This window comes from Bacteroidota bacterium (genome assembly GCA_039111535.1).
In the GTDB taxonomy this organism is placed as follows: Bacteria; Bacteroidota; Rhodothermia; order Rhodothermales; family JAHQVL01; genus JBCCIM01.
In genome coordinates this window covers 20,561-32,860 of record JBCCIM010000054.1, presented here as the reverse complement: position 1 = coordinate 32,860, position 12,300 = coordinate 20,561, and the positions used below count along the sequence as shown (strand labels likewise).

The 12,300-nt window shown below is 50.9% G+C and carries 8 protein-coding genes; 1 reads left to right on the top strand and 7 read right to left on the bottom strand.

The annotated features are described in order from the left end of the window. The 7 genes from AAF564_10595 to AAF564_10565 form a co-directional block, all read right to left on the bottom strand. Positions 1-1,102 (bottom strand): ABC transporter transmembrane domain-containing protein (locus AAF564_10595; protein ID MEM8485989.1); only part of this gene is annotated, 1,102 nt, incomplete at its 3' end. Between the two features lie 104 nt (positions 1,103-1,206). Next, the gene (locus tag AAF564_10590) at positions 1,207-1,740 is read right to left on the bottom strand and encodes a UpxY family transcription antiterminator (protein MEM8485988.1); all 534 of its coding nucleotides are present in this window, start codon (positions 1,738-1,740) and stop codon (positions 1,207-1,209) included. Between the two features lie 537 nt (positions 1,741-2,277). Next, complete coding sequence (locus AAF564_10585) at positions 2,278-4,668, bottom strand: polysaccharide biosynthesis tyrosine autokinase (GenBank protein MEM8485987.1); 2,391 nt, start codon at positions 4,666-4,668, stop codon at positions 2,278-2,280. Positions 4,669-5,080: 412 nt separating this feature from the next. Next, a complete protein-coding gene (locus tag AAF564_10580; GenBank protein MEM8485986.1) occupies positions 5,081-8,125 on the bottom strand; it encodes an efflux RND transporter permease subunit in 3,045 nt (1,014 codons plus the stop codon). Positions 8,126-8,205: 80 nt separating this feature from the next. Beyond that, the gene (locus tag AAF564_10575) at positions 8,206-9,339 is read right to left on the bottom strand and encodes an efflux RND transporter periplasmic adaptor subunit (GenBank protein ID MEM8485985.1); all 1,134 of its coding nucleotides are present in this window, start codon (positions 9,337-9,339) and stop codon (positions 8,206-8,208) included. A 35-nt stretch (positions 9,340-9,374) separates the two neighbouring features. After that, the gene (locus tag AAF564_10570) at positions 9,375-10,871 is read right to left on the bottom strand and encodes a TolC family protein (GenBank protein ID MEM8485984.1); all 1,497 of its coding nucleotides are present in this window, start codon (positions 10,869-10,871) and stop codon (positions 9,375-9,377) included. A 38-nt stretch (positions 10,872-10,909) separates the two neighbouring features. Beyond that, positions 10,910-11,554 carry a TetR/AcrR family transcriptional regulator gene (locus AAF564_10565; GenBank protein ID MEM8485983.1) on the bottom strand — a complete coding sequence of 215 codons (645 nt, stop codon included), beginning with the start codon at positions 11,552-11,554 and terminating at the stop codon, positions 10,910-10,912. Positions 11,555-11,753: 199 nt separating this feature from the next. Between AAF564_10565 and AAF564_10560 the strand changes: the two genes are divergently transcribed. Then, positions 11,754-12,281 (top strand): DinB family protein, encoded by a 528-nt coding sequence (locus tag AAF564_10560; protein MEM8485982.1) that lies wholly within the window; start codon positions 11,754-11,756, stop codon positions 12,279-12,281. Positions 12,282-12,300: the final 19 nt, after the last annotated feature.

Here is a 12,300-nt window from a genome sequence, read left to right as displayed (position 1 = left end):
GTCTTTGTCTGCATTTATGGCTGTGCAAGTTTGGGGCATAGCCATAGGCATAGGACGGTGTGGCAGATTGGAACATGAATGTACTAGAATATGCATGCAAGACACCACAGATGGTATCAACAATGGGTTTCTGGTAACGAATTTTTGCTAGCGAGCTGTATACCTGCTGCAATGCCGGCAACAAACGGTAGCCGGCCAATGCGTACAACGACAACAGGGGAATAACATCCTGCAATCCGCGGCCTGTCGACAACAGGTAGAGGATAAAGACCAGAATTGCGCCGAACGCAAGCGTTTGCACAAAATAAACGGGTATTACAAACGACGCCTCGCGCTTGGGCTCCACCTTGCAGAACAAGGAAGACGCCGTCGCAAAACGGTTGGCAAAGAAGGCTTCCGTCCCACTCATCTTGACCACTTTGATGCCGGCAAAAGCCTCACTCGCAGATTTGAAGCGCTGCTCGTTGGCTCCAAACCTGATTTCTCCGAGCCGGGTGAGATATTTTCGAAGTCCTGTATACATCACCGCGTAGATGCTGCCAAAAATGACAAACATCATCACAGCCAGATACGGATCCACCAGCACCAGGAGTGCAAAAATCACAAATGCGACAAACGATTTAGCAATTAATACAGCCAGTGACAGCAGGAAGCCATTCGCCAGCTCATTGGTCTCGCTCAGAATTTGCTTCGCCATTTGAGACGTATTCTGGCTGAGAAAGAACCCGTAAGGCTGGTGCAGATATTTCTTTAGCAAACGTGTAGCAATGGAATGTGCACTGCTCCAGGCAAATTTGTGCTGCAGCCACAGTGTGACCACAGTGAGCATATTCGCCAGCGTGAGCAGAGATAGCACGGTAAGCCCCAGTGCAAACAAAAACTGTCGCTCGCTGCTAAAGTCAAAAAAGGTATACGCCTTCATCAACCACGCGCTCTCCGCTATAGCATCGGGCTGAGAAACCAGTTTCATGAAGGGCATAATCGATGCGATGCCGGCCAATTCAAAAAGGCCCATGAACACGATGACTACCAGCAACACACAAAAGGTACGACCTTCGCGCCGGGTGAGAATAACGCGTAACTTATTCAGGGTATCAAACATGGTATATCTTTAACAGCACACGACCCGCTGCACGATGTGGTAACCCACAACTGGCAGAACATGTATGCAATGTCTTATCAATCTGAGTAGAATGGGGGATTGATTTATAGCGCCGTTCGAGGATAGGCGCCCAACTGTTCTGTAGACGTTACCCAGGCAAGCGGGATGTTCACTTTAACCGCTTGTCGCAAGGCTGCAATACGAATAACTACATAAGCATGTCCGCGCTGCTGCAGCACTTCGCCTTTGAGTCCTGCAAAAGGGCCGTCACTTACCTGGATGATTGCGCCAACGGGCGGACGCCATTGCTCCAGGAGCGTCAGCCGGCTTTTATCTGCCTGCGTCAACCGTAATTGCTCAATTTCATCAGCAGTCATTGCCGCCAGCTTGCCGCCAAATGCAAGCGTCCGCACGATACCCTGCATTTGCAAAACACGCACCCGATCTTGCTCCGTAACGTGCGCAAAGATGTAACTTCGAAAGAGAGGTTCTTCAACGCGTTTTGTGCGGTCTTTCCATTTTCGGTCAACCGCTATCTTCGGCAGAAAAACCTCGATGCCCTGTTCGAGCATCCGCGCCTCGCATTTTTTCTCGGCACGCGGTGCTGTGTAAAAAACCCGCCAGCTTTGCATAGACATGTCTGTAGGCATTGGAAGCAAAAAACGCTACAATTTGAACCGACACTATTTTTCGACACGGCTCCGCCACATCAGTCACATGCCGTGAATAGACATGGTGCTGATGAACCAGTATTGGTTATGGAGCACGGGCTAAGAATGCTAGAAGAGAACACGTAGCCGGCCCTATTGCTGGCCCTGATTACGCGTCGGTACAGATGTGTTTTTTGCCTGACAAGATTCCCCAGAGAGAGCGGGTGTATCTGTAAAGCCGGCGGGATGCCATCGCCTCGTTTGTTACGCTATTTCCGCCCATGTAATCCGAAAAAGAATGGTGACTTACGGTTACACGTTATATGCGTCAAAGCGCTGGTACAGCCTCTGTCAGTTCCCAGGCCGTTGCACCGAAATGCTAAGCCTGCAAAGCACCAACAAAGACACCATGAACGGGGGGAATGGCACCTGGTGATATGCTTTTACTGCACTGTCTGTTTATGCGTCAAATGGACATACAAAGATCGCCGTATACTGAGGCACAAACAGTTTATTTACAATATGTTACGACTGCAGCACTGGATCAGCCTGCATTTGAGTAGCGTAGTGGTTTGTATAACGATAATACTTGTATTTGGTTCTTGTACTATAAAGCCCCACCGGGTTAAACTCGTTCAACAAAACACCCAGCACACGGCCTCCAGTTTTCTGCAATTCGTGCATACCCTGGTGCAAGTCTTCAGCCCGGGTTTTGCCTGCAGACGCAACGATAACGGTGGCGTCGCACATGGCAGATAACATCAAAGGATCTGAGACCAGCATGAAAGGGGGGGAGTCAAGAATTACCATGTCAAACAGGCGCTTCAACTCATGGATAAGCTGCGGCATTTCTTTGGAAGCAACCACGTCAGCGGCGTCATCAGTTGGTGCGCCGGCAGTTAACACATACAGGTTGTCCACATGCCCGAGCGCTTTACGAAACTGAAGCTTCCGCTCATTAATCATGTGTGTAATACCAGGATCAGCATCAATGCCTAGTTTAGCATGGATCGATGGCCGGCGAAGGTCAGTATCTACAATAACCGTACGCTGCCCCGCCTGCGCACTCGCAATAGCCAGGTTGAGCGCTGTAATACTTTTTCCCTCTTCGGGGTTCGGACTTGTAACCAGCAAGCTTTGTACTGCAGTTTCTCCCTGTGCCCCTAGAATGTTCATTCGAACGCGCCTGTAAGCATCCACAACAAATGAAGAAGCCGGCTGAAGAGAAATAAGGCAACTATCATTCAGATACCCGTTGTGCTCAACAAGCTTCACACCACGATACTGCTGCTTCACAAAGTCACGCATGCTCGGAATAACGCCAATCAAGGCATACCCCAACTTGCGTACATCGTCTGGCGTGACCATGGTGTTTTTGTAGATTTGCTGGCGAATTACAGCAAGCCCAAGTCCAATTAGCAAACCGACCAACGCCCCCAAAATCATGCTTTTCGGTTTGTTCGGAAATTCGGGTTTAAAAGGGAGCGCTGCTTTGCGCACAATCTCTGCGTAGCCCTGCTCTGATTCTTCCGAAATACGTACATCTTCGAGCTTTTCGCTCAGCAAGAGGTATGCACGCTCCGTAGTATTAATCTGGCGCTGCAATTGCGTAAGTCGAATCGTCTGGGCCGGCAACCCTTCAAGCTGACGCTGAAAAGTGGCGAGGTGCTTGTTTACCACATCAACCCGGGCGTTGAGCCGGCCAATTTCGATGTCTTCATTTGCTAGTTCACGACGAAGCCGGCCAAATGCTGCCAGTGTGCCCTCCGGGCTCTCGGCTGATGCCTCACCAAAGGTCACTACTTGCTGGATATATTGCTCTGTTAAATCGACAAGTACGTTCTGCAACCGCGCAATTTCATTTTTATGAGAGATAATTGCAGCCGGCTGTCCTGCCCCTGTAAGGTTTCTTAATTCGGGATTCTGGCGATAAATTTGTTCAAGCGTTCCCTCTTGCTCAGCAATGGAAGCCTGAACGGATTCAATTTTTGCCGGCACATTGGCAGACACATGCGTGGCAAGTTGCGGCTGCATTGACTGGATAGACGCAAGCAAATCTTCCCGTACAACCTGCTTCATTCTGGCTTCCAGTACAATCTCATCACGCAAGGCCTCCAGTTCAGCCACTTGCGAAACCAGGTTTGCTGTACCATCAGCGAGGATAATGCCTCGATTTTGAGCCATGAACTGCCGCATCTGCTCTTCCAGCGTATTCAGTTCATCTTGCCGTTTGCCGGCTTCATTTTCCAGGAAGAATCGCGTTGCTGCCAGCCGGGAACGACTACGCCCCAATGCATGCTCTACAAATTCAGCTGCATACAAATCGGCCAATAGCCTTGCTTCTCCAGGATCAACCGAAATGGCTGAAATCCGCAACACGTCTTCCACCTGCTCCCTGCTGACCTCAATCTGATACTGAATAACCTCTGCCAAATGGTCCACACTAAGGCCTTTTGCAAGCAAAGGTAGCGCATTTCCTGTTTCAGGATCGCGGCCCAACTCCTGTAAACGGGCGCTAACCCGGCGCGACACCCCCAGGGAACGCTGTAATACGTAAACTTCTGTATCCACCGACCGACTCGAGGAACCGTTCGAATGTGGCCCTGCCTCAAGGGCGTCTTTCAGATCTGGGGCCAGCCGCTTGTCTAAAACCACGAGGCTGTGTGCCCGGTAGGCAGGTACGCGGGTAAACGTATAGAGGGCTGTTGCAGCCATTACGATCAGAAACGCGCCCAAGATCAACCACCGACCCGCATACAATAAGTTTATCAGTTCTTTGAACTGAGACTCTTCAACAACGGGCTCGGAGCCATATCCAGGAAATCCTGCGCCACTTTCGGGTAATAAGTCACCTTCGTAAGCTACCTGGTTGGTATAGACAGGCAGATAATTCTGATCTGAATTAGGGTTTTGCATAAGTTGGAGGCTTTCAATCTCGGCTTTCGTCTCGATACATCAACTGCGAGATTTCACCGACACCCGAAGGGCCGGCTTGTGCGTACAGTGTACTGGCTGCACAGTGCTGGTACAGGCACAAAAATCATCCACAAAGAAGGTGGACGGCTACATGGTTATGAGAATTGTCTAGGTGTCAATATTCGATCCAAAAAGAACCGCTGGTGAACTGACGATTGAATCAGTTTCTGAAAAGATTTGAAAATGCGAATGACGTGCGTCGCGCTGATTCTGAATGCAAGATACAAAAAAGCCTCCCCTCAGCCTAGCAACTATTGCTAATATTCTGTTTGGAAATCATGTCATTTATGTCACGCCGGGTTAAAGGTTGAAAGCTGCACGTCAACTGTACGCAGCTTTCAACCTTTACCGTTTAACTTTCAACCTTAACCTGGGGCGTGAAGAGCTTGTACAACACCGGCACAACAATCAACGTTAGCGCTGTTGAAGCCACCAGACCGCCAATGATCACCCATCCCATTGGGCTCCACATGGTAGAGTTGGTAAGAGTAAGCGGGAGCAGGCCCCCAATGGTGGTTAGCGAAGTTAGAATAATCGGACTAAACCGCGTTTCGCCTGCTTCGACAACTGCTTCTATTACAGATTTACCCGAAGCAATTAACTTGTTAGCATAGTCCACCAGTATGATCGAGTTGTTAACAACAATCCCAACCAGGCTGGTCAGCCCAATAAATGCGGAGAAGCTGAACGTAAAACCCGTGATCAACAGCGCCGGGATGGATCCGATGATAGCCAGCGGTACAGCTACAATGATGATAAGGGGCTGACTGAAAGACCGGAACTGGAGAACGAGAACGCCCAGAATACCCAGCAGTGCCACAACCAGCGCTGAGGCCATCCCGCCAAAGCTTTCCTGCTGTGCCTCCTGCTTTCCTGCCACGTAATAGCGATAGCCAACCGGCCAATCGTACGCTTCAACATCCTCCAAAATCTGGGCCGTTAGCTCAAAATCAGAATACCCCTCCTGTACATACGACGTCACTGTTGCTGTACGCTCCAGATTGAAGTGGTCGATCCGGGTAGGCACGGCTTCCAGTTCTACATCAGCAACCTGACGCAAAGGAATGCTGGCTCCCATAAACGACGTCACAGAAATTCGGTCGAAATCTTCCATCCCCGGACGATCGTCCAAAGGCAGACGCGCTACGATGTTATGTTCATCGCCACTCGGATCCCGGTACGTGCCCACAGGTAGCCCAGCCATGCTGGCACGCACGGTACGGTCGATTTCTACAAGTGGAATACCCAACAAGCCGGCTTTGTCGCGATTGATGCGAACGTGTAGGTCTGTTTTATTGGAACGCAGCGGATTATTAACATTTTCTGTGCCCTCAGTGGCCAGCATTATGTTTTCGAGATCCCCTGAAATCCGTTTTATCACCTCATTGTCCGGCCCAATCACCTTGATCGCGATAGGTGCTTCAATGGGCGGCCCATTTTCCAGTTCGAGGATATCGATATCTGCCCCGGTGACTTCAGCAAATTCGCCTTTCAACCGCCGAATCAATCCCGGCACTTTGTCCAGGCTCTCAACGGAAACCAAAACCTGCCCGATGTTACTCTTCTTGCCGCGTGGTAATACGTTGTAATAGAAACGGGGGTTATCGTTGCCGATATTCGAGGCATACCCCACCACCTCGTCTTGCGTCGCCAATATCTCTTCCACGGTACGCACTGCCGCATCTGTATGGTCGAGCGTTGCCCCATCAGACATTTCTATGTTGATATAGAACAGCGGTTTTTCCGCTTTCGGAAACAGGGAAACGCCAACAAGTGGGAAGAGCATGAGACTGCCGGCAAAAATTGTAAATGCTAGCACAAGCACCACAAACGGCCGCTTTATGGCGCCACGCAAAACCCGCCGGTACGGTCCCGCCACGAGTCGCGCTAACACGCCTTGCAATACTGGCTTGCGGGTAGTTTTTGCCTGATTCCGGAGTAGTCGACTCGATAAAAAGGGTGTCATGGTCAACGACACAAACAGCGACGCAATCAGCGCAAAGATCACCGTCATTGGCATGCTTCTGATGTAGTCGCCGCTGTCATTCTGAATCAGCACAATCGGCAAAAAGGAAAGCACCGTGGTAACGGTGGCAGCCATAATGGCCCAGCCAACTTCTTTTGTGCCTTTGAGCGCGGCCTCAAATCCATCCAGTCCCTGTTTACGGTAACGCGCCACATTCTCGGTCACGACGATAGCATTGTCAACCAATAACCCAAGGGCCACCACCAACCCGACAATCGACATCTGCTGGATCCCATACCCCGAAAAATCCAGCCAGCCAATCGCAATCAGAATTGATACCGGGATAGCCAGAACTACGATACCGGAAGCCCGGACGCCAAGCGCTAGCAGGATGACGAGCCCAACAAGTAACACGCCCTGAAACAGGTTATTAAAGAAGCCATTGACACGCTCCGTTACTCCAACGGACTGATCGAATACCGTTTCCATTTCGACGCCTTCTGGCAATTGTGCGCCAAAGGATGCTAGCGCCTCATCGAGGCCGGCCTTCACATCGTAGATGTTGGTCCCGGTGCGCTGGGCAACAGTCACAAACACACTGCGCCGGCCATTGTAGCGCCCGCGGTACGTGTCATCTTCATAGTCAAAATCAACATCCGCGATATCATTCAGGTAAACAACCCGCTGACCGTTTGTGGCAACGATGGTTTGCCGGATGTCGTCGAGTGATTCATAGTCACCGCTTGTCTGAATGTTGAACCGGCGGGCACCAAGGTCTACGCTGCCGCCGGGGATGTTCTGGCTACTCGACTGTACCGCACCGATGATTTGGTCCATCGAAATGCGCATTTCTTTCATTTTTTCCAGATCCAGCGATACGCGTACTTCCGTTTCCGGGAAGGCCCAGATATCCGCCTGCATCACGCCCGAAACGCGTTCGAACTGCCGCTCCAGTTTTTCAGCCTCCTTTTCGAGGATGGTGTAGCTTACCTGCTCCGACATCAGCGCAATCTGCATTATGATGACATCCGCCGTTGAGAACTTCAACGTTTCGATCGCCAGGATACCAGCCGGCAAATTGTCGCGGATACCATTGACCGCCTGGTTAACTTCATCGTACGTATCATCGGGGTCTTCACTGGCGATAAATTCTACTACAATATCACCAAGACCATTCTGTGCCGTTGACTGGATTTCTTTCAGATCATCCAATGCGTTGACGGCCTCCTCAATCGGGTCAATCACAAGGCTCTCAATGTCTTCCGGACTAGCGCCCGGGTAGACAACAAGAATACGGGTACCCGGCGCATCAATGGGCGGGTCTTCAGAACGTGGCATCGTCAGGAAGCTCACCAATCCCACCAGGGAAAGGAGCAATACCATGATGATCGTAAACTGGTAATTTTGTATTGCAAGAGCGGGCAGTCTCATGGTGCTTTATCTGCAAAAGTTGTCGTTATATGAATGGGCCGGCACAATCTGGCGTGCACAATTTGGGAAATGGCAAACGGCTACTCTGTGGCCGGCATCACCCGGACAGGGCCGTCACCGTTTATAAAAGCCGCACCTTCCGTAACGATTTGCGTGTATCCGCCAAGATCGCCAGACACAGCAATTTCGGCATCCAGCATCCGCTCAATTTGCACAGGAATTTTTCGCGCCTTGTTTTCATTCTCGTCGTACACATACACAATCCCCTCTTCGCCATTTCCTTCAACCAGGGCTTCGATGGGCAAGAAGTACAGCGATTCACCCCGAGATGGATAAACATCTACGCGTGCAATAAACCCGGACTTGAGCAGATTCATCGGGTCGTTGACCGCAATTTCTACTTCGAAGGTACCACTCATCGGATCAGCTGCATCCGCAAGCTCCGTCACCGTCCCTTTGAACTGCTCATCCGGATAAGCATCAAACGACAGCGATGCTGAGTCGCCAATGGCCAGCTTAACAATGTCTTGATCGGCCAAGCCGACGCGGACAACCCATCCACCCCGATCCGCGCCAAAGAGATAAATCGGTTGTCCGGGACCCACCAATTCACCCGCTTCAGCTGTGCGTTTCAAGATGCGGCCGCTCGCCGGCGCGTAGATTTCTGCGTACGCCCGGTTGAAATCGGCAATTTTCAGATTTGCAGCAGCCACATCCAGGGCCGTGCGCGCATCTTGTACCTGCTCCAGGGTCGCTACCGAGTCTGTGTACAAACCTTCAGCTCGCTCCAGATCGCGGGTGGCTTTTTCTACCCCGCTTTTTGCCTGTAAGACCTGCGCATCAATTTCAGACAGGTTGAGTCGCGCCAGGCGGGTCCCCTTTTTCACACGCCGGCCTTCATCCACAAAAACCCGTTCGATATACCCGCCAATTTTGAAGGATAACCGAACTTCAGCCTTGGTTGCCAGCCGGCCGCTCGAACGAATGGGTAGTGCACGCTTTTCCTTGCTCACGTCTTGGACAAAGATGTTTACTGGTGCAACAGTTGTAGCAGTAGCACCGGCATCCACATCCTGACCACAACCCGCAGCAAAACTGCCACCGAGTACAATCAGTACTACAGCAACAGTCCAAGATTGTCTAGCCGTCAAATGAGCAGCGTGGTTTTTTGGAAGACCAGATACGCGATGTATGAGATTGACCAGGGTTTTCATGATGGTATGGGTTGGCAATTTATATAGAAAGGTGATTAGGGGTTGGCCGATTCCGGGGCCTGGTTTACAGCGACCGCATATTCCAATTCCGCCATGCGGATCAGAACGTCATAGCGTGTGAGGTTGAGGTTGATTTCTGCTTCGGTAAGCGTGGTACGTGCGTCAAGGAACGTTACCTGATTGGCCATCCCCTCGTCGTACCGCCGAGAAACCAGCCGGTACCCTTCCGAAGAAGCTGTCAACCGCTGTTGTGCCGTCAAATACGACTCGCGGGCAACCTCAAGATTGTCGAACGCTTCCTGCACCTGCAGTTTGATCTGCTGTTGCAGCGCCTCGTGCTGCGTAGTAAGTTTTTGGCTTTCGATGCGCGCCTGTTGTATCCGGTTGCGGTTCTGGAAGCCATTGAACAATTTCCAGCTAAATACCACCGAGGCCATGTAAAAGGACTGGTCGCCGGCAAAACCATAAGAAGATCCCTGGATCCCAAGATCGAGTGCAAACGCAACGCCGGGCAGCAGATCACTTTTTGAGATGTTCACCGCAGCATTCGAAGCGCTGATGGCGGCTTCAAGTTGTTTTAGCTCATAGCGGTTTTGCAGCGCAAGCCGGGTGAAAGCTGCCTGGGCTGACGGTGTAGTAACGGTAGCAGAAGCAGGAATCAGCCGCGCGGCCGGCGCCTCCACAGCAGCCATCAACAGGCCCTCATCTGCCTGATCAATGTTTTCTTCAAATGGCCGATTGAGCAAGAAATTGAAATAAGACTGCGCCAGATCCTTGTTCTTCACCGACTCTCGTTGCTGTTGGGCTACAGCCAGCATCTCAGCCCGTGCGCGATAAACGGCATCCTGGGTTGCTTTGTCGTATTCAACAAGCCGTTCGTTAACCCGCAGGTTTTCATCCACGAGGTCACGGGCAGCATCAAGAATCCCTGTGGCTTTCTCAGCCTTCAAGTAGTTGTAATAGGCCACCTTTATATCGCGCATCAGCAACTGCTTGTAGGCATCCAGTGCAGCTTCTTGCGAACCCAGCAAATGCTGCTGCAACCGATAGTTATGTAGAATAGCCGGCTGGAACAGCGGTTGAATCAATCGGATTTTACTTTCCTGTTCGCGATCCCGCAAAAATCCGATATCCTGATTTTCCAGTTGTGGAAAGATTGGGAGCTCTCCCTGCTGCGACAGCATGTCGTTAAGCGTATTATAAACCGGGTTGAGCAAGTCGCCTACAGGAAACGAAATCTGCCGCCCGCCGCCGGCGCGTGAGTAACGTGCTTCGATGCTCACTTCAGGAAAAAAGAGGCCACGGGCTTCATCCATCGCGCGAAAACTCTTTTCAACGTCGAATTGCTGTTCCTGGAGCGACAGGTTGTTGGTTAACCCCTCGCGTAAGTAGTCATCAAGTGGACTTTCTTGTCCATAAACAGCCGGTGCCGTGAACAAAAAAGTGTATACAAAGAGGCCCGCAAACCAGATGCTAAAAGCCAGTGGGCGGCCTGTTCTATATAAGCAAATCATTAATTCTTGACGTTTCATCAGTTATTGACGTTTTGTCAACGGGTAGGACAAATTTTTTAAGATGCCAGTGAGCGTTCCATCATATCAAACGCCTGTGTAATCAATGCATCCGGATCAACCTGCAGTACATGCGTGAACATGTCTTGCTTTTTTGCCACAATTTGAATGATCCCATGTGTGAATCCCCAGAGGCAAACACTGGCTTTCATCGGATCACCAATATCTTGACGAATTGACCCATCCTGCATCCCTTCAGCAATTACGCGTGCCATCAGTTCAAGCACTTTATTACCCTCAGCCAGGCAGGCGACTTCGCTCTCGATAGGCTCTTCAAAGTTAATGGTGCGGGTCTCAAACTCGGTTAACGCATGGAAGTAGGCCGGCTGCTCTTTGGAAAAACGCACATAAGCACGCCCCATCGCCGTAATTTTTTCGAATCCCCGCATCTCATCTGTAACTGCCTGTTCAAAAGCCTCCCGCAATCCGCGCGATGCGCGTACCATAATAGCCAGATACAGATCTTCTTTATCTTTGAAATAAAAATAAATCAAACCTCGGCTCAACCGCGCTTCTTTTGCCACATCAGCCATGGTTGCCTTGTCAACACCCTTTTGCGCGAACACAACCTCAGCAGCATCGATAATATCATTTCGACGCTGTTCTTTCTCTTCTTGCCGGCGCTCAAGGGTAGACATTAACATGGGTTTACAGGTTACTCCGAATCAACTCATTGACACTTTGTCAACGGTTGTACAGGAGTACAATAAAGAAGTTGCAGCCGGAGGATAATTTTTTATCAGAGGTGTTATTCAGTGGCACATTCGATATTTTCCCTGCGCTGATTCGCGTAAACTGGAAGCGCGAGCTAACCTAATAGATCAAGAAGAACTGAGCGTAGCTATGGCATATGATCCGAGTCTGGAACCGCACGAGAATTATGCAGCCCTGCAATCCCTGGTAGAGCAAGGCGCCGGTTACGTGGCGTGGCCAGCAGAAAAATTATTCGAGGTAAAAGCAGCAGTTTCGGGCTGGTCTATCGGGCATCACCTGTACCATCTGGCGCTCGCGCACGGCTCCATCCCCCGACTGATCGAGCGATTACACAGCGGCCGGCTGGGTGACGACACATTAGCAGGCATTCCGGAACGGTTGCAAGTGATCTATGAAGGGAAAGTGCCAGGAGGACGAACTGCGCCCGAGCAAGTCCGACCACCAGACAATTTGGACCATGGACTCCTCAAACGGGATTGGGGCCGCATGACCAAAGCAATCACACGTGTAGAACCGCTGCTTGATGAACTCGAAGGAATCCCGCGCCTTTTCCCGCACCTCTTTTTTGGGCCACTGACAGCACTGGAATGGCTGCGATTTATGCAAAACCACAAGCGCCACCACCTCGGGATTATAGCAAAAATCGAAGCGGGGTGATTTCATGTACTGGTGTGGT

Excerpts from the sequence above, each read along its gene's own strand:
- AAF564_10560 (MEM8485982.1), top strand. The coding sequence starts at position 11,754 with ATGGCATATGATCCGAGTCTGGAACCGCACGAGAATTATGCAGCCCTG.
- AAF564_10580 (MEM8485986.1), bottom strand. The coding sequence starts at position 8,125 with ATGAGACTGCCCGCTCTTGCAATACAAAATTACCAGTTTACGATCATC.
- AAF564_10585 (MEM8485987.1), bottom strand. The coding sequence starts at position 4,668 with ATGCAAAACCCTAATTCAGATCAGAATTATCTGCCTGTCTATACCAAC.
- AAF564_10565 (MEM8485983.1), bottom strand. The coding sequence starts at position 11,554 with ATGTTAATGTCTACCCTTGAGCGCCGGCAAGAAGAGAAAGAACAGCGT.
- AAF564_10570 (MEM8485984.1), bottom strand. The coding sequence starts at position 10,871 with ATGAAACGTCAAGAATTAATGATTTGCTTATATAGAACAGGCCGCCCA.
- AAF564_10575 (MEM8485985.1), bottom strand. The coding sequence starts at position 9,339 with ATGAAAACCCTGGTCAATCTCATACATCGCGTATCTGGTCTTCCAAAA.
- AAF564_10590 (MEM8485988.1), bottom strand. The coding sequence starts at position 1,740 with ATGTCTATGCAAAGCTGGCGGGTTTTTTACACAGCACCGCGTGCCGAG.